A 24,279-nucleotide genomic window follows, 5' to 3' on the forward strand; every position below is an offset into this window, starting at 1 on the left:
GCGGAAATTACACTTTCAAGTGTTTAATTTTTAACCAAACCAGTGATGAAACATTAATTTAATGTAATCAATGATTTTACCGAAGAAGTTACCTTCCGGAATTTCCTGTAACACCACCAACGGACGTTGTTCAATGGTTTTACCGTCAAGCTGGAAGTTAATAGTACCGACGACCTGATTCTTTTGCAGCGGCGCATGAAGCTCACTGCTGTTCAGCACGTAGCTGGCTTTCAGGTCTTTCATGCGGCCACGTGGAATGGTCAGGTAAACGTCTTTATCAACACCTAACGAAGCACGGTCAGAATCACCAAACCAAACCGGTTCAGAGGCGAACTCTTTGCCTACTTTCAGCGGGTTAACGGTTTCGAAGAAACGGAAGCCCCAGGTCAGCAGTTTTTTACTTTCAGCTTCACGGCCTTTGAAAGTACGTCCGCCCATGACTGCGGAGATCAGACGCATCTGACCCTCTGTCGCGGAAGCAACAAGGTTGTAACCTGCCTTGTCAGTATGGCCGGTTTTGATACCGTCGACATTCAGGCTGTTATCCCACAGCAGGCCGTTACGGTTGAGCTGACGAATACCGTTAAAGGTGAACTCTTTCTCTTTATAGATAGAGTATTCATTTGGCACATCACGAATCAGTGCCTGGCCGATCAGCGCCATATCACGTGCAGAGCTGTACTGGCCGTCAGCGTCGAGACCGTGCACGGTCTGGAAGTGGGTATTTTTCAGACCCAGCGCGTTAACGTAGCTGTTCATCAGGCCAACAAAAGCATCCTGACTACCGGCGGCAAAGTCTGCCATAGCAACACAAGCATCGTTGCCGGATTGCAGGTTAATACCACGGATAAGCTGTGAAACCGGCACTTGCATACCAGGTTTGAGGAACATCAGCGAAGAACCTTTAAACACCGGGTTACCGGTCGCCCAGGCGTCATTGCCGATGGTCACTAAATCAGTTTCTTTAAATTTACCCGCTTTCATTGCCTGACCGATAACGTAGCTGGTCATCATTTTGGTCAGACTGGCAGGATCGCGGCGGACATCTGCATTTTGCTCGGCGAGAACTTTGCCGGAGTTATAGTCGATCAGGATGTAGGACTCCGCGTCGATCTGCGGTACACCCGGGATCATAGTTTTGATATTCAGGTCATCGGCATGTGCAGCAGAGATAAAGGCTGTGCAAAGAGCCGTGGTGAGCGCCAGGCGCTTCATGATACGAGCGGAAGAAATGGTATTCATGGTCTGAACTACGACATCCGTGATGGAATTAAAAAAAGTGCCCTACTATAGCAAATGCACTACCGGCAGGCATCTGACTTTCCGCGTGACTTTGTTAACGTCATTTACAGAAATTGACACTTCAGTTGCCTGCTTTACGCTACTGCGCGGTGGTAATAAATGACTGTAATTGGGCTTCGGTTTGTAAACGTTGCTGCAAGCTACTGGCTTCGGCTTTGCTGGCAAATGGGCCAAGCTGGATCCGCCAGACTGCGCCGTTTTGGGTCACACGACCGGGGACGCCGAACTTCTGTCCTAACTGCTGTTGATACTGTTGAGCGCGCGCCTGATCGCTGACAGCACCGACTTGCACCATAAAGTTACCGCTGACATTTTGCGAAGCTGCTTGCGGTGTCACCATTGCTGGTGTTGTTGCAGGCGTTGAAGCCGGAGCTGTGACCACTGGCTGCGGTGCCGGCGTCGGTTCGCTGCCCTCCAGTACACCAGGTGCTAAGGTCGTTGGTGCGCCGAGAAAACCGCTGCTGGTTACCGGCGCGCCGGTTGGATCTTCACTTTTTAGCGTCGCATTACTGACCGGAAGAATGTCACCCTGCGGGCCAGACCCTGAGCTTGTTCCCGCGCCGCCGCTTAAGTCGGGTGGTGCAGGCAGGGCATAAGTCTGTTTGGCGACAGTAGTACAAGCCATACCTGGGCCAGAAAGTGAACCATCCTGGGCGACGATAATCGGGTCGATGCGAACTTTGGTGTTGTTCGAGGTGTTAAGACGGTCGGCTGCCGCGCGCGAAAGTGAAATTACGCGGTCGTTGCCGTAGGGACCACGATCGTTAATGCGCACCACAATCATCCGACCGTTAGCCAGGTTAGTGATTCGCGCGTAGCTGGGGATCGGCAGCGTCGGGTGTGCCGCTGTTAGCTGCATCGGATCGAATGCTTCACCTGAGGCCGTCAGATTGCTGCCCGGTTCGGCATCATAAATAGCAGCCAGGCCAGCCTGACTAAAGCGTGATGGATCCTGCACGATTTTGTAGCTTTTGCCATCGCGCTGGTAATCCTGATTCGCTGTCGCGTTCAGTGGTTCGAAACGCGGTTCTGCCCCGCCAATCTCAACTATTGGGCCGTTACATACCGCAGGCTGCGGTACACTTACCGTCTGTTGCTGACCATCATCGCTTGTACATGCCGCGAGCATTCCTGCCGCGATGCAGATCCCGAGCCACTGCTTACGCATTGCGCACCTCTTACACGCTTTTCGACAACATTTTCCTGTGGGTGTGGATTGACATCACAATCCCGAACCCAGCCATCAGCACTATAAGCGCCGATCCTCCATAACTGACCAGTGGGAGCGGAACCCCTACAACCGGCAGAATACCGCTTACCATACCAATATTTACGAAGACATAAACGAATAATATCAGCATTAAGCCGCCAGCCATGACGCGACCAAAGGTGGTTTGTGCTCTGGCGGCTATCCACAGTCCGCGCATGATCAGCAGAATATAGAGAGCGAGCAGAATCAAAATACCCACTAATCCCAGCTCTTCTGCCAGTACCGCGAAGATAAAGTCGGTATGGCGTTCGGGCAGAAATTCAAGCTGTGACTGAGTACCATGCAGCCAGCCTTTGCCGCGTAATCCGCCGGAGCCAATAGCTATTTTAGACTGAATAATGTGATAACCCGCGCCAAGAGGGTCTGATTCCGGGTCGAGGAGCATCATTACGCGCTGGCGTTGGTAATCATGCATCAGGAAGAACCACAGAATCGGAATGAACGCTGCTACCAGCACCACTGCAACGCCGATCAGGCGCCAGCTAAGGCCAGAGAGGAACAGTACGAACAGACCGGAAAGCGCAACGAGAATTGATGTCCCCAGATCAGGCTGCGCTGCGACCAGCAGCGTGGGCATAAATATCAGCACCAGCGCGATAGCGGTATTTTTTAACGACGGCGGACAAACGTCGCGGTTGATAAAGCGCGCCACCATCAGCGGTACGGCTATTTTGGCAATTTCCGACGGCTGAAAACGGACGATACCGAGATCCAGCCAGCGTTGAGCACCTTTAGAGATGGCACCAAAGGCATCTACCGCCACCAGCAAAATAATACAGATGATATAGAGATAGGGCGCCCATCCCTCATAAACGCGCGGAGGGATTTGCGCCATTACGACCATAATGACCAGACCCATTGCGATCTGACCGATTTTACGCTCCATCATGCCGATATCCTGGCCGCTGGCACTCCAGATTACCAGAGCACTGTAGACCAGCAATGCCAGTAAAATCAGCAGCATCGTGGGATCAAGATGGACTTTATCCCAGAATGTTTTTTTATTCGGATTATCCGTCATGATTAATGGTCCTCCGCTGCGGTAACCGCTGGGTTTTCCGCAGGCAGATCGGTGTTGTTATCGCCCAGCATAATGTGGTCGAGGATCTGGCGCATCAGCGTACCGACCGCCGGGCCTGCGCCGCCGTTCTCCAGAATCATGGCGACAGCCACTTGTGGATTGTTATACGGCGCAAAGGCGGTCATCAATTTGTGGTCACGCAGACGCTCAGCAATTTTGTGCGCATTATAGGTTTCGTTCGCTTTCAGACCGAAGACCTGAGCTGTACCCGATTTCGCCGCAATTTTGTACGGTGCGCTGGCAAAGTATTTATGTGCCGTACCGTTAGGGCGGTTAGCAACCCCGTACATACCGTCTTTCGCCAGCTCCCAGTAACCGGAATGAATATCGCCGACTGGCGGTTCATGCGGTTGTACCCATGGCACCTGTTTGCCGTCTTCGGCGGTACTCATCAGCAAATGCGGAACCTTCACGACACCGTCATTAATCAGGATCATCAGTGCCTTACTCATCTGGATTGGGGTCGCTGTCCAGTAACCCTGACCGATACCGACCGGAATGGTGTCACCCTGATACCACGGTTTTTTAAAGCGTTTTTGTTTCCATTCGCGGGTAGGCATGTTACCGGAACGTTCTTCTGCAAGATCGATACCGGTGTAATGGCCATAACCGAATTTACCCATCCATTCGGAAAGGCGATCGATCCCCATATCGTAGGCCACCTGGTAGAAGAAGGTGTCTGCAGATTCTTCCAGCGATCTTGTGACATTCAGGCGACCATGGCCCCATTTTTTCCAGTCACGGTAACGTTTTTCCGAACCAGGCAGCTGCCACCAGCCTGGGTCAAACAGCGTAGTATTGCGAGTGATCACCCCCGCACTTAATGCTGAAACTGCCACATAAGGTTTAACCGTAGACGCCGGTGGATAAACCCCTTGCGTGGCGCGGTTTACCAGCGGTGTGTTCGGGTCGTTCAGCAATGCGGAATAATCTTTGCTGGAGATACCGTCAACAAACAAGTTTGGGTCATAGCTTGGCGTGGAAACCAGCGCCAGCACACCGCCCGTGCGCGGATCGGTGACTACTACAGCCGCGCGGCTGCCTGCCAGCAGTGTTTCAATATACTGCTGGAGTTTGAGATCTATCGTCAGGTAAATATCGTGTCCGGCTTGCGGCGGTACTTCTTTTAACTGGCGGATGACGCGACCACGGTTGTTAACTTCAACCTCTTCATAACCGGTTTGACCGTGCAGCACATCTTCATAGTAACGCTCAATTCCCAGCTTACCGATATCATGCGTTGCCGCATAGTTGGCTAGTTTGCCGTCATTATTCAGGCGTTCGACGTCTTTATCGTTGATTTTCGACACATAGCCGATGACGTGGGTCAACGCCGAACCGTAAGGATAGTAACGGCGTTTATAGCCTTTAACTTCCACCCCGGGAAAACGGTACTGATTGACGGCAAAGCGCGCCACCTGTACTTCGGTCAGGTTAGTTTTCACTGGAATCGAGGTGAAACGGTGTGAACGTGCGCGCTCTTTTCTGAATGCAGCGATATCATCATCGGTCAGATCGACGACGCTGCGCAGGGCATCCAGCGTTTGCTGCACGTTATCGACTTTCTCCGGCATCATCTCTATCTGATAGATAGTGCGGTTGAGTGCCAGAGGGATGCCGTTACGGTCGTAGATAATGCCGCGACTGGGGGCTATAGGCACCAGTTTGATGCGGTTTTCATTAGAACGGGTCTGATAATCGGTAAAACGAACAATTTGCAGATTATACAGGTTGGCGATAAGCACGCCGGTCAGCAGCAAAATTCCCAAAAAGGCGACCAGCGCCCGGCGCACAAACAGTGCGGACTCTGCCGTATAGTCGCGAAAAGAGTTCTGTAGTTTCATCCGCTGCGTTTTCTACTCAAAGCTTTCTTATCACTCACGATGATAAGGATGGTTGGTGGTAATGCTCCACGCCCGGTACAGACTCTCTGCGACCAGTACGCGAACCAGCGGATGGGGGAGGGTCAGCGCGGAAAGCGACCAGCTTTGTTCTGCCGCTGCTTTACAGGCAGGTGATAACCCTTCAGGCCCGCCAATAAGCAGGCTGACGTCGCGGCCATCAAGCTTCCATCGTTCCAGTTCAGCGGCTAACTGCGGTGTGTCCCAGGGCTTGCCTGGAATGTCGAGGGTGACAATGCGGTTTTTGCCTGCGGCTGCCAGCATCTGCTCACCCTCTTTGTCGAGTATGCGCTTGATGTCCGCGTTCTTGCCGCGTTTTCCAGCCGGAATTTCAATCAGCTCAAAAGGCATATCTTTCGGAAAACGACGCAGGTACTCAGTAAAACCGGTTTGTACCCAGTCCGGCATTTTCGTTCCCACGGCCACAAGTTGCAGCTTCACACATTAACTCCAGAGTTTTTCCAGTTCATACAGGCGACGGCTCTCTTCCTGCATGACATGGACAATAACTTCGCCCAAATCAACGACAATCCAGTCGGCGCTGTTTTCACCTTCTACGCCGAGCGGCAATAGACCAGCAGCACGAGACTCCTGAACAACGTGGTCAGCAATGGACATAACATGACGGCTGGACGTACCCGTACAGATGATCATGCAGTCGGTGATGCTGGATTTGCCCTGAACGTCTAAGGCGATGATGTCCTGACCTTTGAGGTCATCAATTTTGTCGATAACAAAATCCTGGAGTGCTTTACCCTGCAAGTTTTCCCCCTGGGTGAATTAAAAAGATAAAAACGGTTTGTCAGTATACCTGAACCAGAGGCGATTTCGGGACAATTGTCGCCGAATCGGCTTTCGAAAGTGGGCTATCATCCCACCCCGCGCCGCAGATTGCATCGCCATTTTTGTAAAACAATTTCTACAAAGTCGTGTTTAGCGGAAAAAGTCTGGCTGCGGAGAATATCAGCCTGTCCGGGGCTGTCAATGGGCGCTGCACCTTACATGCAAAAAAACAGAAAAGTCATGCATCCCTGTGCCATATAGCACGGCTATTGAGGACACGTAGAGTTGCGAATGCGTCATTGATTTCAATGGCGCTCCAGCAGCCCTGGTCTACACGAAAATGCCACATCGCCCCGGCTGGCATACCAAGTAAGCGGGCAATTAACAGACTCAACACGCCCTGATGGCTGACGACTAATATATTTTTGTCGTGCTGATATTCAACAAATCTGGCAATAAACCTTTCTACCCGCTGCGAAAACGCTTGAAAACCTTCACCGTTAGTTGGGACGGTATGCTGCCAGTCATTGCACCATGCGTTATAGTTTTCGGCATCTTCTTGCATCAAATCGCGGTGATGCCGCATCTCCCAGTCACCAAAAAACATTTCATTAAGCTCAGGGACGGTTTGTACAGGGAGCTGGCGGTCACTGAGAACCAGCCGCGCGGTATGCTGCGCGCGTTCCAGTTCACTACATAAAACCATATCGAAGGGAACATCACGCAACAGGGTATGCAGGCTTTGCGCTTGCTCTATACCGCGTGCAGTCAGTGGCGTCGGCGCATGACCGCTGTACAATCCATCGACATTTGCCTGCGTTTCGCCGTGACGAATTAACCACAGTCGCATCATTCCCTCCGTGATGACAGCTATCAGCGATACAAGCCTTGTTGGTTAATGTAGGTCAATACCGATTCCGGCAACAAATCTTCACATGATTCGCCGTTTTGCAAGCGTTCGCGGATGATGGTCGCCGAGATGTTAAACCACGGCGTTTCAGCGAGGTAAATTTTACCGGCAGATTGAAGGTGCAGATCTTCCGGATTATGCGTCAAATGATCTTCCAGCCACTGCTGGTATTGTGGTTGCGCCATTTCAAGCGGGTAGCCAGGACGCCGACAGACAATTAAATGCGCATTGTCGAGGATCGTTTCGTATTCGTACCAGGTGGGAAAAGTCAGCAGTGAATCCTGACCAATAATAAACGCCAGTGGCACATCGGCGCCTTGTTCCTGTCGCCACTCTTTGAGTGTTTGCGCAGTGTAAGAGGGGGCATTGCGTTTTAACTCACGTTCATCAAGGGTAAACAGTGGTTTATCGGCAATAGCCAGTTCAAGCATATGTTTTCGCTGCGCGCTGTTTGCTTCCGGCTGTGGACGATGCGGAGGAACATTGTTAGGGATAATAGTCACTCGCGTCAGGCCAATCAGATTCGCCAGCGTTTCCACGGGTTTAAGATGACCATAGTGCACCGGATCGAAGGTGCCGCCAAACAGAGCCTGTAAAGATTTCATATCAACCATCGATAAATACGTCGGCCAGTGGTTTATGGCACAACAGAAGAGATAATCCCTCCAGATCTGCCCACACCGACTGGCCGTAATCTTGTTTGAGGGTGAGTTCCGTTCGTGTCAAAAGTTGCACGGCCTGACGTAACTGCGGCTGGCTTAAGCGATTTAATGCTTCGCCCATCATGCCCCGCCGGTTCTGCCAAACGCGATGCTTATCAAATAACGCGCGTAGCGGCATATGGGCAGACTGACGTTTCAAATTAACCAGTAACAACAGTTCACGTTGTAATGTGCGCAACAAAATAACCGGCTCGCTGCCTTCCAGACGCAGTTGCTGAAGAATGTGCAATGCGCGCTTGCTTTTGCCCATCAACAAAGCATCAACCCAATGAAAAGGGGTGAAATGCGCGGCATCATTCACTGCCTGCTCAACGCGCGGTAATGTCAGTTTGCCGTCCGGCCAGAGAAGCGATAAACGCTCCAGTGCTTGTGCCAGCGCCAGCAGGTTACCTTCATAACAATAGCAGAGCATCTGATTTGCAGCGTCATCCAGCTCTAAGTTGAGCTGTTTTGCACGCGCAGCAACCCAGCGAGGAAGCTGAGCCTGCTCCGGTGTCTGACAGGTTACCTGCACGCTTCGATTAGCAAGAGCAGTAAACCAGGCAGCATTTTCCTGCGCTTTGCTTAATTTATTGCCGCGCACGATCAACAGCAAATCGTCATGCAGCAGTCCGGTCAGTGTCAGAAGTTGTTCATTGATCGCCGCATTTGGTCCGTTTTCTGGTAACAGCAGCAATAGCGTTTGTCGACTGGCGAACAGACTCATGGCCTGGCATAGCGAAAATATCGCATTCCAGTCGGTGTTGGGATCAATGGAAAAAGTATGGTGTTCTGCAAATCCTTGTGTTGCAGCCACCTGACGAACAGCGTCCTGGCTTTCCTGCAACAACAGAGGATCGTTACCAAGCAAAAGATACGCCGCGCGCAGCCCTTCATTGAGCTGCGCGCGGAGTTGTTCCGGGTACAACCGAATCATCAGTTACCCAGTGTGGTTGAGACGCGTGCAGGCGTTGCTGCAGTATCCGTTGTTTTCGACGTATCTTCGTCGGAACGGATATCCGCAGCGCGAATGCTTGGCAGCTTACGAATCAGCTGTTCGGCAGCACGGTCGTACATCTCTTGAATGATCATGCCTTGCTCATTATCTTTCGCTAACGCCATTTGCGGGTTATCGAAGAACGAACGGAAGACTTTGGCGCTAATCGGGTAGATGTCACGGCCAGGGATCAATACCGACGCGCTGACGGTCATCACCATTTGATATTCAGCAGTTTGACCATTACGGAAAACTGAAGCGGTATCCTGGGAGATTGATACAGCGCCCAAACGCAGGGATGGAACGTCCTTACGCGTGGTTTCTTTATCAAGCAACTCGACACCGTTCAGACGTAACTGATTACGCACCGCACGGCTTAACGGCCCGTTCGGGTCGCCTGAGTCCAGGATCATGACCTTCATAGTGGAAGGAACCTGCGTGGTATCACGCAGATGCCAGCCACACCCGGCGGTGATTAACACCGCCAGAGATAACAACAATGTTGCCAGATATCGCACGCTTCCTCCCGCGCTTAGCCAACGACCAGATTGAGGAGTTTACCCGGTACGTAAATCACTTTACGCACGGTAACGCCATCAAGATATTTTGCTACCAGATGTTCCTGGCCAGCACGTTCGCGAACCTGTTCTTCCGTTGCATCTACCGGAACGGTGATTTTGGCACGGACTTTACCGTTAACCTGCACCACCACCAGCGTGGAGTCTTCCACCATCGCTTTCTCGTCTGCAACCGGCCACGGCGCGTTGTCGATATCGCCTTCGCCTTTCAGTTCCTGCCACAGCGTGAAGCAGATGTGCGGCGTGAACGGGTTAAGCATACGGACAACGGCCAGCAGGGCTTCCTGCATCAGCGCGCGATCCTGCTCGCCATCGGTCGGCGCTTTCGCCAGTTTATTCATCAGCTCCATAATCGCCGCAATTGCGGTGTTGAAGGTCTGACGACGACCGATATCATCGGTCACTTTAGCGATAGTTTTATGAACATCACGACGCAGAGCTTTCTGATCTTCAGTCAGTGCATCAACGTTCAGCGCCGCAACATCACCTTTCGCAGTGTGCTCGTAAACCAGTTTCCAGACACGTTTCAGGAAGCGGTTAGCCCCTTCAACGCCGGACTCTTGCCATTCGAGAGTCATATCCGCCGGAGAAGCGAACATCATAAACAGACGAACGGTGTCCGCGCCGTAACGTTCAACCATCACCTGTGGGTCGATACCGTTGTTCTTCGACTTGGACATTTTGCTCATGCCGGTATACACCAGTTCATGGCCTGCCGCGTCTTTCGCTTTCACGATACGGCCTTTCTCGTCGCGCTCAACGATAGCATCAACCGGGGAAACCCAGTTACGTTCGCCGTTTTCGCCTACATAGTAGAAGGCGTCTGCCAGCACCATACCCTGACACAGCAGCTGTTTCGCTGGTTCGTCAGAGTTCACCATGCCTGCATCACGCATCAGTTTGTGGAAGAAGCGGAAGTAAAGCAGGTGCATGATGGCGTGTTCGATACCACCAATATAGATATCCACCGGCAGCCAGTAGTTAGCCGCTTCGGAATCCAGCATACCCTCTTTGTACTCTGGGCAAGTGTAGCGCGCATAGTACCAGGAGGACTCCATAAAGGTGTCGAAAGTATCGGTTTCACGCAGCGCCGGCATACCGTTAACGGTGGTTTTTGCCCACTCAGGATCTGCTTTGATCGGGCTGGTAATACCGTCCATTACCACATCTTCCGGCAGGATCACCGGCAGTTGGTCGTCCGGGGTAGGCATCACCGTACCGTCTTCCAGCGTCACCATCGGAATCGGCGCGCCCCAGTAACGTTGACGGGAAACACCCCAGTCGCGCAGGCGATAGTTTACTTTACGCTCGCCAACACCCATTGCCGTCAGTTTGTCGGCAATGGCGTTAAAGGCCGCTTCATGGTCAAGACCGTTGAACTCGCCAGAGTTGAACAGCACGCCTTTTTCCGTCAGCGCCTGCTGGGAGAGATCCGGTTCAGAACCGTCAGCCGCCAGGATAACCGGCTTGATGTTCAGGCCGTATTTAGAGGCAAACTCGTAGTCGCGCTGGTCGTGGCCCGGAACCGCCATGACTGCGCCTGTGCCGTACTCCATCAATACGAAGTTTGCTGCCCAAACCGGAATTTCTTCGCCAGTTAATGGGTGAACCGCTTTAAAGCCAGTATCGACACCTTTTTTCTCCATCGTTGCCATTTCAGCTTCAGCAACTTTGGTGTTACGACATTCGTCAACGAAAGCCGCCAGTTCAGGATTATTTTCTGCCGCTTTCTGCGCCAGCGGGTGACCCGCCGCTACCGCCAGATAAGTACAACCCATAAAGGTGTCCGGGCGGGTAGTGTAAACGGTCAGCGTGTTGTCATAGTCGTTAACGTTGAAAGTGATTTCCACGCCTTCGGAACGACCGATCCAGTTACGCTGCATGGTTTTAACGGTGTCTGGCCAGTGATCCAGTTTATCCAGATCGTTGAGCAGTTCGTCAGCGTAAGCGGTGATTTTGATAAACCACTGCGGGATCTCTTTACGTTCAACTTTGGTATCGCAGCGCCAGCAGCAGCCGTCAATAACCTGTTCGTTAGCCAGTACGGTCTGGTCGTTCGGACACCAGTTGACCGCAGAAGTCTTCTTATATACCAGGCCTTTTTTATACAGCTCGGTGAAGAATTTCTGTTCCCAACGGTAGTATTCCGGCGTACAGGTCGCCAGTTCGCGGCTCCAGTCATAACCAAAGCCCAGCATTTTGAGCTGGTTTTTCATATACGCGATGTTGTCGTATGTCCACGGTGCCGGTGCGGTGTTGTTTTTCACCGCCGCGCCTTCCGCAGGCAGACCAAACGCGTCCCAGCCGATCGGCTGCAGGACGTTTTTGCCCAGCATACGCTGGTAGCGGGCGATCACGTCACCGATGGTGTAGTTACGTACGTGGCCCATGTGTAGTCGACCAGAAGGATAGGGAAGCATAGACAGGCAGTAATACTTCTCTTTGCTCTCGTCTTCGGTTACTTCAAATGTGCGCTTCTCATCCCAGTGAAGCTGTACTTTGGATTCTATCTCTTCCGGGCGGTATTGCTCTTGCATGGCAGCCAGTGGTCCTGTTTTCAATACGGCTACAAATGTAGCGTTGAGGTGGTTTTTCAGATCCGCATAGCATAGCCCAAACGTCCGCGTCAAAACAGCCTTTCGCGCACTCGACGTTGAAATGATGCCCGGATTATTCATACATTAATTTACAGAGTTTGTGGGCGTATTAGCAAAGCAAGGAACAAAGAACGTCTATTATTATAGTCAGTTAACGACCCGGGAGATGAAACGATGAACAAGGTTGCTCAATATTACCGTGAACTGGTCGCGTCACTGAGCGAACGCCTGCGCAATGGCGAACGTGATATCGACGCACTGGTGGAACAGGCGCGTGAGCGCGTAATAAAAACAGGGGAGTTAACGCGAACCGAGGTCGATGAGTTGACGCGAGCTGTCAGGCGTGACCTGGAAGAGTTCGCCATGAGCTATGAAGAGAGCCTGAAAGAAGAGTCTGACAGTGTTTTTATGCGGGTGATTAAAGAAAGTCTCTGGCAGGAACTGGCAGACATCACCGATAAAACGCAGCTTGAATGGCGCGAAGTTTTCCAGGATCTCAACCATCACGGGGTTTATCACAGCGGAGAAGTGGTAGGGCTGGGGAATCTGGTCTGCGAGAAATGTCACTTCCATCTCCCAATCTACACGCCGGAAGTGCTGACGCTATGCCCGAAATGCGGTCATGACCAGTTCCAGAGACGCCCGTTCGAGCCGTAATAGTCTGATTTCGCACAGCAATAAAGATAATTGGGGTCGAATGAAAATCGTCCGGCCCTTATTTGTTTTTATCTCTACAGTAAATCTTCAACCTCACGGATTTCTTGATTGACATCTCTTGTACCGGATGACTGAATCTTACGGTATAAGTCGAGAGCCTGTCGGAGATCGGCAGGTCTTCCTTCGCCATAATGGTACATAATAGCCAGGTTATACCAGGCGGTGGCATCATTGCATTCAGCGGCTTTCGTAAACCATTCAAAGGCAGCTTTCAGATACCAGTACATCGCTTGCTGATAGTTCTGCTCTACCCCTTCGCCTGGTGCTGGCGAACCAACTACGGAAGAATCATTAATGCCGCTCTTGAGCCGTCTTGATGCAGAAGATCGTTGTCCGCTGGAAGCATTAATTATTCGGCGATTATTAATTCAGTCAGCGAATTTTGCCGGTCAACAAACCATCGAGCCAGAGCCGAAATCGAAGCCAGTGCCCGTTGACAATGGTGGATCGGGCTGCCTGGGCGTCATCAAAATTATTTTCTACATTTTTATCTTTGCCGGTTTGATAGGGAAAATACTCCATCTACTGGGTTGAAACTCAACCTTAATGTGCGGGAAGTTCAGCCAGTAATCTTTCCGCATTTTTATAATGTTGATCCGCCGCCAGTTTCAGCCATTTGCGTGCTTCATAATTGTTGATGTTAATTCCAGTGCCGTTTCTGTAGATCAAACCCAAAGTGTATTGAGCATGGGCATATCCTTTTTCCGCAGCTTGTTTATACCACTGGATTGCCATTCGACTATCGGGCTTTACACCCAATCCTTTCAGGTAGATCCAACCTAGTTTGCTCTGCGCGCGCGGATTTTCCTGTTCTGCCGATTGCTCATACCAGTATCTCGCCATCGTGTAATCCAGAGGCTTACCATTGCTGCCATGAAGATAAAATCCGCCAAGGCTATATTGTGACGTCGAGTGACCATGAATGGCGGAAAGCTCTGTTGCTGCCGTGGTAAACGGAAGACTGCCCGGTGCGCTTAAATAATCAAAGACATAATTCGCCATAGCTTTATCGCGCAAGGTCGTTTTCTTAGGTTGGCTAATACAAGTGATTGCCGCAACTATAAATATTGCGAATATAAAATATATTTTTTTGTTCATTTATCAATGCTTCGATTTTCTTTTTATTTTGAAAGCGTCAAGTTTATACTCATCATTAATAAAAAAGTAGTCAGTTAATGTACTTAAAGGATTGTTAATAAATGGATAAGGAAGAACAACACCTTCTATTTGCGCTTTCTACGCCAATGGAAATTCTTAATCAGGGATGCAAGCCCGCACATGACTCGCCAAAAATGTATACCGGAATAAAAGAATTTGATCTCTCATCATCCTGGGGAATAAATAATCGTGATGATTTAATTCAGACTATTTACCAAATGACTGATGATGGTCACGCAAATAATTTAGCTGGTTTATATCTGGCATGGCATCGTTCTTCCCCTGATGAGTGGAAAACATTAATTGCTGGCGGCTCCGAACGCGGGTTGATTTATACCCAATTTGTTGCCGAAACTGCCCTGTGTTGTGGGGAGGCAGGAATCAAAGCCTGGGATTATGTTCGCATGGGCTTTTTATCGCGCGTCGGTGTGCTCAACAAGTGGCTGACAGAAGACGAGAGTTTATGGCTGCAATCGCGCATTTATGTACGAGCTCACCATTACTATCACAGCTGGATGCACTATTTTTCTGCCTATTCGTTAGGACGTCTCTACTGGCAATCCTCTCAGTGTGAAGACAACGCTTCGCTACGCGAGGCGCTAACCCTGTACAAATACGATAGCGCCGGGAGCCGGATGTTTGAAGAGCTGGTGGCAGGAAGCGATCGTTTCTATGCCACGCTTCCCTGGCAGCCGTTAACTGTCCAACCAGAATGTCCGGCAACGCTTAAGGATGTGAGCGACCTATGAAAACATGTTGGCAAATTCTCGAAATTGAAAGCACGACGCAAACAGAGATTATCCGTCAGGCTTATCTTGCTCGCTTACCGTTGTGTCACCCCGAAACCGATCCGCAGGAGTTTAAAGCATTACGCCAGGCCTATGAAGAGGCGCTGCGACTGGCGGTAAATCCTGTCGAGGAAGCAGATAATGAAGATAAAGATGCCGCCGCTGAACATGAAATACTACGTGCATTCAGGACATTACTGGATTCAGAAAGTGATCGTTTTCAGCCCTCCGCCTGGCAGAAATTTATTCAGCAATTAAATACCTGGAACATGGAGGATGTCGATCAATTACGCTGGCCGCTGTGTGCAATCGCCATAGAAGCGCGATACCTTTCATTAAATTGCGCTTCTTTGCTGGCAGAGCGTTTGAACTGGCATTCGTTTAATGATAGCGAAGGAATGGTCGAGGAAGAACGGGAGGCTTTTCTTGAGGCTATTCAGGCTGGGGATTGTTTCGATTTTCTCAGCCTTCTGGAATATCCCGTCGCGTTACAGAACCAGACTGTTGAGTATTACTTCGCGCTGGAACGCTGCTGTCGTTACCATCCTGACTATGTGACTGCGTTTTTAGCGATGGAAGGTCCGTGGTTCATTCCTGATGATGCAAAGTTACATCGCAAACTGTTGCGCTGGTACAGCTCGATGCAAACAGGTATGGCGGAACTCATTCCTGTAGCCCAACAGTGGCAAGCGGAAGAACCAGAAAGCGAAGATGCCCGTTATTACCACTGTGCACAACGGTTGTACTGCGGCGAGGGGGAAAGCCTGCTTGCCGATCTCTGTGCATACCGGGAGAGTTACCCATCTACACAAGCCGATAATTTGTTGTTGCAGTGGAGCCAGCAACATTGCCCGGATTATTTCGCGCTGTTAGTGATGGTTATCGAAGCGCAGAGCATGGTTGATGCGCAAGGTAAGCCGCTGAAATATGTTCCAGGCGAGAGCGCCCTGACGCGGCTTTTGTGGGCGCAAATTTTACATAGCGGTAAATTATCGCCGTTGGGTCAATCATTTATCGAGTCGCTGTTTTATAAGCGCAAAGCATGGGCGTGGTGGAAATCGAGAGTAGGTAGTGAGACAGAGCAAGATTCACCATTACTGGATCTGTATCGGGTGGCGGAACAGGTTGTGCTGGAAGCGTTTCCGAAACAAGAGATGCTGGCTCGCCTGAATGCGAGGCTGGAACGCGGAGATGCCCATCCATTAGAGGCCATTATCACCCGGATGCTGTTGACGAAAGTGAAGCTTGAGCCGGTGGATGAAGATGTCGATGAGCCAACACCTGAAGCACATGAAGAGAAGAATGATGAGGTTGAAAAACCACAGAGCATTTCCAGCATTATCAAAATCAGCTTAACGGTGCTGGTGATAGGTTATGCACTCGGCAAAATTGCGATGTTGTTTAGTTAGATAAGATGCTGACGCATCTTATCCTTCAATGTCGGATGCGATGCTGACGCATCTTATCCGACCTACGGGTAGGCGGGATAAGGCGTTTACGCCGCATCCGGCAGTCGTGTTCAGGGGATCTCAATTGCCAGATAATCGCTCGCCCGCTGACGAACTTCATCGACGCGGGCCATATCGTTTGACTGCAACGCCGCATCAAAATCGGTGATCACCTGACCAATCTCTTCTCGTTCATCGCCCAGCGCCCGCGCCCACAACTCTTCCAGTTTGGCTTTAAAGGTACGGTTGATGAGCATATCGCGCGGATAAATTTTCAATGCGGATAACCGCGCCCGACTCTCTTCAATCTGCTGCGCGCTCAATGTCACCGGGCTGTGGTTAATGACTCTGGACTTAACGCTACCGTCTTCCAGAAGTACGTCAACTTCAAGCAAGCCGTTGATATCATAGCTAAATCTAATATCGATAGACTGGTAATCCCCGTTTTTTTTCAACGGCACATCGAAGGACTCTACCAGGATATTATTCTTAACTTTGTGGTTTTCCCCCTGGTAAACATTCACCGTAATTGAATCCTGTTCCGGGTGCATGGTCGAGTAAGTTTCTACACGCGACACAGGCACCGTGGTGTTTCGCTCAATAATCGGCGAGAAAATGCCTGAAACGCCCTGGCGGTTAACTTCAACGCCTAAAGAGTAGGGACAGATATCAGTAAGGATCACTTCTTCGATATCTTCGCTACGTAAGCGGCAGGCGGCCTGGATTGCTGCGCCCAGCGCGACAATGGTGCTCGGGTCGTAACTTTGATACGGTAATTTGCCAAACAGACGCACGGCGATTCGCTGTACCAGCGGCATTTGCGACGCGCCACCAACCAGTACCAGACTGTCGATTTGGCTCGGTTTCAGACGCGCATCGCGCAATGCTTGTTCGATTGGCACACGCAAGCGGTTGAGCAGCGGCAGCCACAAATCTTCCAGTTCGTTCTCGTAAAATTCGCACTCACGCGTTTCTTCCTGATACTGCCAGCTAATTTGCAGCGGTAATTGATTGCCACATTTTGCCGCTTCCACGCTGGTGTACAGGGCTGCCAGTTCACTTTCGTTGAGCATGTTTTTAGCCACTGCGGCGCGTTTTAAAACTTCATCCACCAGCATATGAGTAAAATCTTCGCCACCAAGAAAGTTGTCGCCAGCGGAGGCGTGAACTTCAATCACCGGCGTGGCGTATTCGAGCACCGTGACGTCAAACGTGCCGCCACCGAGATCAAAAACCAGCGAGCGGGTGTTTTGCTGCGTATGCAGGCCATAAGCCATCGCGGCTGCCGTGGGTTCATTAATTAAGCGTACCGCATTTAACCCTGCCAACTCTGCTGCTAAACGGGTATGTTTGCGTTGTTCATCACTGAAATAAGCCGGAACGGAGATCACCACATCTTTAATTGGGCGTTGCAGAAATTCTTCGGCATCTTCTTTTAATGAACGTAATACCAAAGAAGACAATTCCGGCGCGTTAAATGTGTCATTGCCTAAGTGCCAGTTGGTATTACTGCCCATTGCACGTTTAAATAACGCAGCGGTTTTATCAGGATGTGAAGTACGCCGTGATACAGCCGGTTTTCCGACCAGAATATGATTATTTTCATCCATGCTAATTATGGATGGTGTTAAATATTCACCGAATTTATTTGGAATTAATTTCGCGGCACCGTCTTTCCAGACGGCAATTAAACTATTGGTAGTACCGAGATCGATACCAATGGCGAGTTCTGCATTATCCATTGCATTTATATCTTGAAGGAAAAAGAGAGCGCCAGAGTAAGACCACCACATTTTTACATGGTGATCTTAATCAATGACGTGTATTAAGCGTAAAATTTCAGACGATCTGCCAGTAAATCAACAAAGCCCTGACGATCAACATCGACCATGACGGTGGCATTCGGTTTATTGCCAGTCAGATGATAATAATCAACAACCGTCATACCCTGGGTATATTTCCCCTGTGTTTCCACGCCAACCCAGCGATCAACAGTGGTAAACAACTCCGGTTTCAACAGCCAGGCGATGGTGCATGGGTCATGCAGTGGTGCGCCGACAAAGCCCCATTTTTCGTCTTTATGATATTCGAGGAAGAAATCCAGCAGTTCGGCAACAATGGTTGAAACAGGGTTGCCAATCGCGCGGAAACGCTCAGTGTCTTCAATGTGGATTTGTGCTTTGTGAGTAACATCCAGACCGGCCATCACCACCGGGATCCCTGACTGGAAGACAATTTCTGCCGCTTCCGGGTCAACGTAAATATTAAATTCAGCCGCAGGCGTCCAGTTACCAAGCCCCATTGCGCCGCCCATAATCACGATACGGGCAATTTTGCTATGCAGTTCCGGATGGCTATTGAGCAGCAAGGCAACGTTAGTTTGCGGTCCGGTAGACACAATCGTGACAGGTTCCGCACTTTCACGCAGCGTTTTCGCCATTAGCTCTACCGCCGTACAGTTTTGCGGTGCGAACGCCGGTTCCGGTAATGCCGGGCCGTCGAGACCGCTTTCGCCGTGCACATTGTCCGCGATAATCAACTCACGCATTAACGGTTTTACCGCGCCGCCTGCTACCGGAATATCGGTGCGATTAAGCAAGGTCAGCATACGCAGAACATTGCGTAAGGTTTTTTCTGGTGTCTGGTTTCCGGCGGAAGACGTAATTGCTTTGACATCAAGCTCTGGTGAGGCGAGGGCGAGAACTATTGCGATAGCGTCGTCATGACCTGGGTCGCAATCTAACAGAATTGGCAGTGCCATTGTTGCTCCTTGTTGTGTGCTTCTTTGCGACAAGGGTAACGCCAGGATGTAACAGATACGAGGGGCGAAACGATAAAGCGTGAGATGGCGCGCACTTGGCTATGCGCGCCAGAGTGATTAATGCAGGATTTTCGCGAGGAAGTCTTTTGCTCGGTCCGATTTCGGATCATCGAAGAAAGCGTCTTTCGGCGAGTCTTCGACAATTTTACCCTCGTCCATAAAGATCACCCGATTCGCCACTTTACGGGCAAAGCCCATTTCGTGGGTCACCACCATCATGGTCATTCCTTCGTTCGCCAGTTCGACCATTACGTCCAGCACTTCGTTGATCATCTCCGGATCCAGCGCCGATGTCGGTTCGTCGAACAGCATCGCAATAGGGTCCATACACAGCGCGCGAGCGATTGCCACACGCTGCTGCTGACCACCGGAAAGCTGCGCCGGAAACTTATTGGCGTGAGCAGAAAGCCCGACTCGCTCCAGCAGTTTCAGTGCTTTTTCACGAGCCGGCGCTTTATCGCGTTTAAGTACTTTCACCTGCGCCAACGTCAGGTTTTCGATAATCGACAGATGGGGGAACAGCTCGAAGTGCTGGAACACCATTCCGACGCGGGAACGCAGCTTTGCCAGATCGGTTTTCTTATCGTTAACCACGATGCCATCAACGGTGATTTCGCCTTGCTGCACCGGTTCGAGGCCGTTGACGGTTTTTATCAGCGTTGATTTACCGGAACCAGACGGGCCGCAAACCACCACTACTTCACCTTTTTTCACTTCGGTTGAGCAGTCGGTCAGCACCTGAAAGTGACCATACCATTTTGAAACATTTTTCAGGGTAATCATTATGCTGTCCTTCTTTTCAAGTAGCTGACCAACAACGATGCGCTAAGGCTAATAACGAAATAAACAAATCCAGCAAACAGGATCATCTCAACCTGCGTACCATCACGCTCACCAATGGTTGAGGCGGTACGGAAGAAATCGGCCAGAGATAACACATACACCAGTGAGGTATCCTGGAACAGTACGATGCCCTGAGTGAGCAGCAGCGGCACCATCGCGCGGAACGCCTGCGGCAGAATAATCAGTTTCATCGACTGCCAGTGAGTCATTCCCAACGCCAGCGCGGCGCTCGATTGACCACGAGAAATACTTTGAATACCAGCACGGATAATCTCTGAATAGTAGGCCGCTTCAAACATCGAAAACGCCACCATCGCCGAAATTAAACGGATATCATTTTTTGGCGATAATCCCAGCACGTTTTGCAGAAAACCCGGCACGATCAGGTAAAACCACAGCAAAACCATAACTAAAGGAATCGAGCGGAATACGTTAACGTAGGCTTTGGCAAACCACGCCACGGGCGCAAAGCTGGATAAACGCATCACCGCCAGCATCGTGCCCCACAAAATACCAATCACGACTGCCGTGACGGTGATTTTCAGGGTGATCACCAGCCCGTCGAGCAGATATGGCAGGGAAGGGACAATGGAACTCCAGTCAAACTCGTACATTATTTGCCCCCCATGTTGCCAGGCAGGCGAACTTTACGTTCAACCAGCGTCATCACCAGCATGATAAAAGCGTTAATCAACACATACGCCAGCGTAATGGCGGTAAACGACTCCCAGGCATGGGCTGAGTAATCGAGCAATTTACCCGCCTGCGCCGCCATATCCACCAGACCGATGGTCGAGGCGATGGCGGAGTTTTTCACCAGGTTCATCATCTCGGAAGTCATCGGCGGGACGATAACGCGATAAGCATTAGGCAGCAGTACGTAGCGGTAAGCCTGCGGTAGCGTCAGGCCCATCGCCAGCGCGGCATTTTTTTGCCCTCGCGGCAGCGACTGGATCGCGGCGCGTACCTGTTCGCAAACACGGGCGGCGGTAAACAGCCCCAGGCAGAGCATGGATGAAAGGAAAAACTGAATATTGGGATCCAGCTCGGCCTTAAACCACATGCCGATTTTCTCCGGCAGCAGCTCCGGGATCACCAGATACCAGGTAAAGAACTGCACAATCAACGGCACGTTGCGGAACAGTTCGACATACAACGTACCCAGACCGGAGAGAAAACGGTTTGGAACGGTACGTAAAATGCCGAAAAATGAACCGACGAGGAAAGCGATAATCCAGGCGCAGATCGACAAAGCGATCGTCACCTGAAAACCACTCCAGATCCAACCAAGATAGGTGGTGTTGCCGAACGGGGCTTGTTGTAAAAAAATACCCCAGTTCCAGTCTATAGACATAAATCTACTCCAGAAAAAAGAGGGTAGCAGCGTTAACTGCTACCCTCGAAGATTGTTACCCAGCGTATTGCGGTTTTCAGGCCCGATGGGGAACGACCATCAGGCGTATAGTCTGTCCGTGCTACGTAACAATCGAGAGGGCTGGAATTTCCGCCCCTGGTTCTTGTAATTAGTTCAGTGCCTTGTCATTCGGTTCTTTGAACAGTGCTTTCATTTCGTCTGACAGTTCGAAATTCATGTTCAGGTTTTTCGGCGGAATTGGATTTTTGAACCATTTATCAAACCATTTTTCCGCTTCACCGGAGGTCTGCACCTGCGCGATGGTGTCATCCATCAGCTTTTTGAACTGCGGATCGTCTTTACGCAACATGCAACCGTAGGCTTCCTGAGACTGCGGCTTGCCGACGATTTCCCAGTTGTCTGGTTTCTTCGCTTTCGCACGTTCACCGGCCAGCAGAGCGTCATCCATCATAAAGGCAACGGCACGACCGCTTTCCAGGGTGCGGAAAGAGTCACCGTGATCTTTGGCGCTGATGATGCGCATATTCATTTTTTGCTCTTCATTCAGTTTGTTGAGCAAAACTTCAGAAGTGGTGCCGGAAGTTACGACTACGGCTTTATCTTTCAGATCGGCAAAATCTTTAACATCGCCGCCTTTTTTGGTCAGCAGGCGCGTACCGACCACGAAAATGGTGTCAGAGAAAGCGGCCTGTTTCTGGCGTTCGAGGTTGTTGGTGGTTGAGCCGCATTCAAAATCGAAAGTGCCGTTTTGTAGCAGCGGAATACGGTTTTGTGAGGTAATCGGAATCAGTTTTACCTGCAAGTCCGGTTTGTTGAGTTTCTTTTTCACTGCTTCAACAATGGCGTTGGAGTAATCCTGCGAGTAACCCACCACTTTTTGCTGATTGTCGTAATAAGAGAAAGGTACTGAAGATTCACGGTGACCGACGACAATCACGCCGTTTTTGGCGATTTTGTCCAGCGTACTGCCAGCTGCCGGGGCAGCGTCTTCTGCCTGTGCCAGACCTGCAGAAAGCGCCAGGGCCAGGATTGCTGTGGCAGGTTTACGTAATTGCATATCCAACTCCTTTATCTCCTGCGTTAAGAACGCATGGATACCCGTTGTGAGTGTTTGTGTTGTTATCATCTGCAACTTTATTGTGCAGTGTTGTGCTTGTTAGGTAACATTTAGTTTGGCTAAATGTAAAGATATTGCTGTTTTATTGTTTGTTTTTGCGAGATGTACCGCACCATTCCGAAGCAAAATTCTTAAAATGCACTCTTTTGGTGCTGCCCGTGGATTGCTGTGGTGCAACCGGGTTGTACTGACGCCGGTTCAAGGTTTGCCTTGTATAACAAAGCAATAGATGTGCCAAAGTTGGAGGGAAGTATTTTGTCATCCGGATAACGCACTGATGCCGCATCCGGCGAGCGTGCCGAAATACGGGATGTATTCCGGCACAATAAGAAGGGATTATTTACGTCGCTGACGCAGACTCATCAGCACAGCGGCAAAACCAAACAGTGCTGTCAGTACCCACAGCGGCCAGTTGCCGGTACGTGCGTACGGTGTGAGTCCGGTGGTCGGCGTCACGTGAGTGGTCAACACCTCGCGGGTGAATTGCGGGATCATCGCCTGAATCTCACCTTGCGGACCAATTACCGCCGTAATGCCGTTGTTGGTGCTGCGCAGCAGCGGGCGCGCCAGCTCCAGCGCACGCATTCGCGCCATCTGGAAGTGCTGCCACGGACCGATAGACTTACCAAACCACGCATCGTTAGAGATGGTAAGCAGATAGTCGGTATCCGGACGGAAATTATCGCGCACCTGCTCGCCGAGAATGATCTCGTAGCAAATAGCCGCAGTAAGCTCAATACCATTTACCGACAGCGGCGGCTGGATATATGGCCCACGGCTGAACGACGACATCGGCAGATCAAAGAACGGTGCTAACGGACGCAGAATCGACTCCAGCGGGACAAACTCGCCAAATGGCACCAGATGGTTTTTGTTATAGCGATCGGCTGATTCGTAGCTGTACGGCGCACCTTTACCCAGCGTAATGATGGTGTTGTAGGTATCGTAGCGGTTCTGCTTATTGAGGCGCGCGTCGACAATCCCGGTTACCAGCGAGCTACCTTTATCGCGCAACTCACTGTCCAGTGCTTTGAGGAACGGTTGCTGATTAATTTCCAGATCGGTTATCGCCGACTCCGGCCAGATAATCAGCGACGATTTGCCCATCAGCGGCGCCGTCGCGTTGTAATAAATTTTCAGCGTATTAAGAAGCTGGCTTTCGTCCCATTTCAGCGATTGCGGAATATCGCCCTGAACCATCGAAACCTGAATGGTTTTCTCCGGTTGCGGGGTGAACCACTGGATGTAACGCAGCGGGAAGGGAAGGGCAAACAGCACGACGGCCACCACCAGCGGACGCCAGTTGTGTTTGACCAGCGCCAGCGCCAGCATGCCGCTTACCATCATCAGCAGGAAGTTAATGGCTTCCACGCCCATTATCGGTGCCAGCCCTTTTAATGGGCCGTCAATCTGGCTATAACCGAACTGCAACCACGGGAAACCTGTCAGCACCCAACCGCGCAGAAACTCGGTCACTTGCCAGAGGGCAGGAGCCGCAATGGTTACGCGCAACCAGGTTGTTTTCGGCCACAGCCGCGACAGCACACCGGCAAACAGCCCTGTATACAACGACAGATACGCCGCCAGCAGTACTACCAGGAAGATGTTAACCGGGCCAGGCATCCCGCCAAAGGTTGCGATGCTGACATAGACCCAGTTAATACCGCTGCCAAAGAGACCAAATCCCCAGCAGAAGCCGATAGCGGCAGACTGGAGTGGACGGCGGTTAAAGGTCAGCGCCTGCAACCCCATCAGCGAAATAATCGCCGCAGGCCAGACATCGTAAGGAGAGAAGGCCAGCGTTCCGCAGGCACCGAATAATAACGCCAGCAGCAGGCGAATGCGCTGGCGTTCAATTAATGAGGCAAAAGCCATGTAGTTATCTATCCAGT

22 protein-coding genes and 2 pseudogenes are annotated in these 24,279 nt (G+C 50.9%); 4 read left to right on the forward strand and 20 right to left on the reverse strand.

Annotated features, from left to right (window positions below; genetic code table 11):
* Window positions 1–30: 30 nt before the first annotated feature.
* From dacA to leuS, 11 genes are all read right to left on the reverse strand, one after another.
* A complete protein-coding gene (gene dacA / locus HEM79_RS06000) occupies window positions 31–1,242 on the reverse strand; it encodes a D-alanyl-D-alanine carboxypeptidase DacA (protein WP_001092444.1) in 1,212 nt (403 codons plus the stop codon).
* 139 nt (window positions 1,243–1,381) lie between these two features.
* Window positions 1,382–2,470, reverse strand: coding sequence for an endolytic peptidoglycan transglycosylase RlpA (gene rlpA / locus HEM79_RS06005; RefSeq protein WP_016159101.1), 1,089 nt, complete (start codon window positions 2,468–2,470; stop codon window positions 1,382–1,384).
* Window positions 2,471–2,480: 10 nt separating this feature from the next.
* A complete protein-coding gene (gene mrdB / locus HEM79_RS06010) occupies window positions 2,481–3,593 on the reverse strand; it encodes a peptidoglycan glycosyltransferase MrdB (RefSeq protein WP_000131717.1) in 1,113 nt (370 codons plus the stop codon).
* 2 nt (window positions 3,594–3,595) lie between these two features.
* A complete protein-coding gene (gene mrdA, locus HEM79_RS06015; RefSeq protein ID WP_000776182.1) occupies window positions 3,596–5,497 on the reverse strand; it encodes a peptidoglycan DD-transpeptidase MrdA in 1,902 nt (633 codons plus the stop codon).
* 30 nt (window positions 5,498–5,527) lie between these two features.
* The gene (gene rlmH, locus HEM79_RS06020; protein ID WP_000776104.1) at window positions 5,528–5,995 is read right to left on the reverse strand and encodes a 23S rRNA (pseudouridine(1915)-N(3))-methyltransferase RlmH; all 468 of its coding nucleotides are present in this window, start codon (window positions 5,993–5,995) and stop codon (window positions 5,528–5,530) included.
* Window positions 5,996–5,998: 3 nt separating this feature from the next.
* The gene (gene rsfS / locus HEM79_RS06025; protein ID WP_001161665.1) at window positions 5,999–6,316 is read right to left on the reverse strand and encodes a ribosome silencing factor; all 318 of its coding nucleotides are present in this window, start codon (window positions 6,314–6,316) and stop codon (window positions 5,999–6,001) included.
* Window positions 6,317–6,575: 259 nt separating this feature from the next.
* Window positions 6,576–7,187, reverse strand: a complete 612-nt coding sequence (locus HEM79_RS06030) for an adenosylcobalamin/alpha-ribazole phosphatase (RefSeq protein WP_105286574.1) — start codon at window positions 7,185–7,187, stop codon at window positions 6,576–6,578.
* Window positions 7,188–7,210: 23 nt separating this feature from the next.
* Window positions 7,211–7,852, reverse strand: a complete 642-nt coding sequence (gene nadD / locus HEM79_RS06035; protein WP_024191079.1) for a nicotinate-nucleotide adenylyltransferase — start codon at window positions 7,850–7,852, stop codon at window positions 7,211–7,213.
* Window position 7,853: 1 nt separating this feature from the next.
* Window positions 7,854–8,885: a DNA polymerase III subunit delta gene (holA, locus tag HEM79_RS06040; protein WP_016159099.1), complete on the reverse strand. Its 1,032-nt coding sequence runs from the start codon at window positions 8,883–8,885 to the stop codon at window positions 7,854–7,856.
* Window positions 8,885–9,463: an LPS assembly lipoprotein LptE gene (gene lptE, locus HEM79_RS06045; protein ID WP_001269666.1), complete on the reverse strand. Its 579-nt coding sequence runs from the start codon at window positions 9,461–9,463 to the stop codon at window positions 8,885–8,887. Before lptE ends, holA begins: the two co-directional genes overlap by 1 nt.
* A gap of 14 nt (window positions 9,464–9,477) precedes the next feature.
* The gene (leuS, locus tag HEM79_RS06050) at window positions 9,478–12,060 is read right to left on the reverse strand and encodes a leucine--tRNA ligase (protein ID WP_176242973.1); all 2,583 of its coding nucleotides are present in this window, start codon (window positions 12,058–12,060) and stop codon (window positions 9,478–9,480) included.
* 234 nt (window positions 12,061–12,294) lie between these two features.
* On the opposite strand from leuS, the gene HEM79_RS06055 reads away from it, so the two are divergent.
* Window positions 12,295–12,777 (forward strand): zinc ribbon-containing protein, encoded by a 483-nt coding sequence (locus tag HEM79_RS06055; protein WP_001044880.1) that lies wholly within the window; start codon window positions 12,295–12,297, stop codon window positions 12,775–12,777.
* A gap of 74 nt (window positions 12,778–12,851) precedes the next feature.
* On the opposite strand, the pseudogene HEM79_RS06060 reads toward HEM79_RS06055, so the two are convergent.
* A pseudogene (locus HEM79_RS06060) lies at window positions 12,852–13,097 on the reverse strand (tetratricopeptide repeat protein); the annotation flags it as partial.
* A gap of 4 nt (window positions 13,098–13,101) precedes the next feature.
* Here HEM79_RS06060 and HEM79_RS06065 point away from each other — a divergent pair.
* Window positions 13,102–13,371: pseudogene (locus HEM79_RS06065) on the forward strand (J domain-containing protein); the annotation flags it as partial.
* A 9-nt stretch (window positions 13,372–13,380) separates the two neighbouring features.
* On the opposite strand, the gene HEM79_RS06070 reads toward HEM79_RS06065, so the two are convergent.
* A complete protein-coding gene (locus HEM79_RS06070; protein ID WP_016159093.1) occupies window positions 13,381–13,935 on the reverse strand; it encodes a tetratricopeptide repeat protein in 555 nt (184 codons plus the stop codon).
* Window positions 13,936–14,036: 101 nt separating this feature from the next.
* On the opposite strand from HEM79_RS06070, the gene HEM79_RS06075 reads away from it, so the two are divergent.
* Window positions 14,037–14,744 (forward strand): DUF1266 domain-containing protein, encoded by a 708-nt coding sequence (locus tag HEM79_RS06075; RefSeq protein WP_105284734.1) that lies wholly within the window; start codon window positions 14,037–14,039, stop codon window positions 14,742–14,744.
* Window positions 14,741–16,192, forward strand: coding sequence for a co-chaperone DjlC (gene djlC / locus HEM79_RS06080; RefSeq protein ID WP_176242972.1), 1,452 nt, complete (start codon window positions 14,741–14,743; stop codon window positions 16,190–16,192). Before HEM79_RS06075 ends, djlC begins: the two co-directional genes overlap by 4 nt.
* 110 nt (window positions 16,193–16,302) lie before the next feature.
* Here the strand turns inward: djlC and hscC are convergent, their stop codons facing one another.
* From hscC to lnt, 7 genes are all read right to left on the reverse strand, one after another.
* Window positions 16,303–17,973, reverse strand: coding sequence for a molecular chaperone HscC (gene hscC, locus HEM79_RS06085; protein WP_176242971.1), 1,671 nt, complete (start codon window positions 17,971–17,973; stop codon window positions 16,303–16,305).
* A gap of 83 nt (window positions 17,974–18,056) precedes the next feature.
* Window positions 18,057–18,992, reverse strand: coding sequence for a pyrimidine-specific ribonucleoside hydrolase RihA (rihA, locus tag HEM79_RS06090; RefSeq protein ID WP_176242970.1), 936 nt, complete (start codon window positions 18,990–18,992; stop codon window positions 18,057–18,059).
* A 117-nt stretch (window positions 18,993–19,109) separates the two neighbouring features.
* A complete protein-coding gene (gene gltL, locus HEM79_RS06095) occupies window positions 19,110–19,835 on the reverse strand; it encodes a glutamate/aspartate ABC transporter ATP-binding protein GltL (protein WP_000631384.1) in 726 nt (241 codons plus the stop codon).
* Window positions 19,835–20,509 carry a glutamate/aspartate ABC transporter permease GltK gene (gene gltK / locus HEM79_RS06100; RefSeq protein WP_000272824.1) on the reverse strand — a complete coding sequence of 225 codons (675 nt, stop codon included), beginning with the start codon at window positions 20,507–20,509 and terminating at the stop codon, window positions 19,835–19,837. The genes gltL and gltK overlap by 1 nt, the downstream gene beginning before the upstream one ends.
* Window positions 20,509–21,249, reverse strand: coding sequence for a glutamate/aspartate ABC transporter permease GltJ (gltJ, locus tag HEM79_RS06105; RefSeq protein ID WP_000020941.1), 741 nt, complete (start codon window positions 21,247–21,249; stop codon window positions 20,509–20,511). Before gltJ ends, gltK begins: the two co-directional genes overlap by 1 nt.
* 169 nt (window positions 21,250–21,418) lie before the next feature.
* Window positions 21,419–22,327, reverse strand: coding sequence for a glutamate/aspartate ABC transporter substrate-binding protein GltI (gltI, locus tag HEM79_RS06110; RefSeq protein WP_016159089.1), 909 nt, complete (start codon window positions 22,325–22,327; stop codon window positions 21,419–21,421).
* 396 nt (window positions 22,328–22,723) lie between these two features.
* Window positions 22,724–24,262, reverse strand: a complete 1,539-nt coding sequence (lnt, locus tag HEM79_RS06115; protein ID WP_176242969.1) for an apolipoprotein N-acyltransferase — start codon at window positions 24,260–24,262, stop codon at window positions 22,724–22,726.
* Window positions 24,263–24,279 lie beyond the last annotated feature (17 nt).

The sequence above is a fragment of the Escherichia sp. 93.0816 genome, from assembly GCF_013368855.2.
Classification (GTDB): Bacteria; Pseudomonadota; Gammaproteobacteria; order Enterobacterales; family Enterobacteriaceae; genus Escherichia; species Escherichia ruysiae.

Bases quoted from the DNA above. Each gene is read 5' to 3' on its own strand.
- dacA (WP_001092444.1), bottom strand. From the start codon at position 1,242: ATGAATACCATTTCTTCCGCTCGTATCATGAAGCGCCTGGCGCTCACC.
- rlpA (WP_016159101.1), bottom strand. From the start codon at position 2,470: ATGCGTAAGCAGTGGCTCGGGATCTGCATCGCGGCAGGAATGCTCGCG.
- mrdB (WP_000131717.1), bottom strand. From the start codon at position 3,593: ATGACGGATAATCCGAATAAAAAAACATTCTGGGATAAAGTCCATCTT.
- mrdA (WP_000776182.1), bottom strand. From the start codon at position 5,497: ATGAAACTACAGAACTCTTTTCGCGACTATACGGCAGAGTCCGCACTG.
- HEM79_RS06030 (WP_105286574.1), bottom strand. From the start codon at position 7,187: ATGCGACTGTGGTTAATTCGTCACGGCGAAACGCAGGCAAATGTCGAT.
- nadD (WP_024191079.1), bottom strand. From the start codon at position 7,852: ATGAAATCTTTACAGGCTCTGTTTGGCGGCACCTTCGATCCGGTGCAC.
- holA (WP_016159099.1), bottom strand. From the start codon at position 8,885: ATGATTCGGTTGTACCCGGAACAACTCCGCGCGCAGCTCAATGAAGGG.
- leuS (WP_176242973.1), bottom strand. From the start codon at position 12,060: ATGCAAGAGCAATACCGCCCGGAAGAGATAGAATCCAAAGTACAGCTT.
- HEM79_RS06055 (WP_001044880.1), top strand. From the start codon at position 12,295: ATGAACAAGGTTGCTCAATATTACCGTGAACTGGTCGCGTCACTGAGC.
- HEM79_RS06070 (WP_016159093.1), bottom strand. From the start codon at position 13,935: ATGAACAAAAAAATATATTTTATATTCGCAATATTTATAGTTGCGGCA.
- HEM79_RS06075 (WP_105284734.1), top strand. From the start codon at position 14,037: ATGGATAAGGAAGAACAACACCTTCTATTTGCGCTTTCTACGCCAATG.
- djlC (WP_176242972.1), top strand. From the start codon at position 14,741: ATGAAAACATGTTGGCAAATTCTCGAAATTGAAAGCACGACGCAAACA.
- hscC (WP_176242971.1), bottom strand. From the start codon at position 17,973: ATGGATAATGCAGAACTCGCCATTGGTATCGATCTCGGTACTACCAAT.
- rihA (WP_176242970.1), bottom strand. From the start codon at position 18,992: ATGGCACTGCCAATTCTGTTAGATTGCGACCCAGGTCATGACGACGCT.
- gltL (WP_000631384.1), bottom strand. From the start codon at position 19,835: ATGATTACCCTGAAAAATGTTTCAAAATGGTATGGTCACTTTCAGGTG.
- gltK (WP_000272824.1), bottom strand. From the start codon at position 20,509: ATGTACGAGTTTGACTGGAGTTCCATTGTCCCTTCCCTGCCATATCTG.
- gltJ (WP_000020941.1), bottom strand. From the start codon at position 21,249: ATGTCTATAGACTGGAACTGGGGTATTTTTTTACAACAAGCCCCGTTC.
- gltI (WP_016159089.1), bottom strand. From the start codon at position 22,327: ATGCAATTACGTAAACCTGCCACAGCAATCCTGGCCCTGGCGCTTTCT.
- lnt (WP_176242969.1), bottom strand. From the start codon at position 24,262: ATGGCTTTTGCCTCATTAATTGAACGCCAGCGCATTCGCCTGCTGCTG.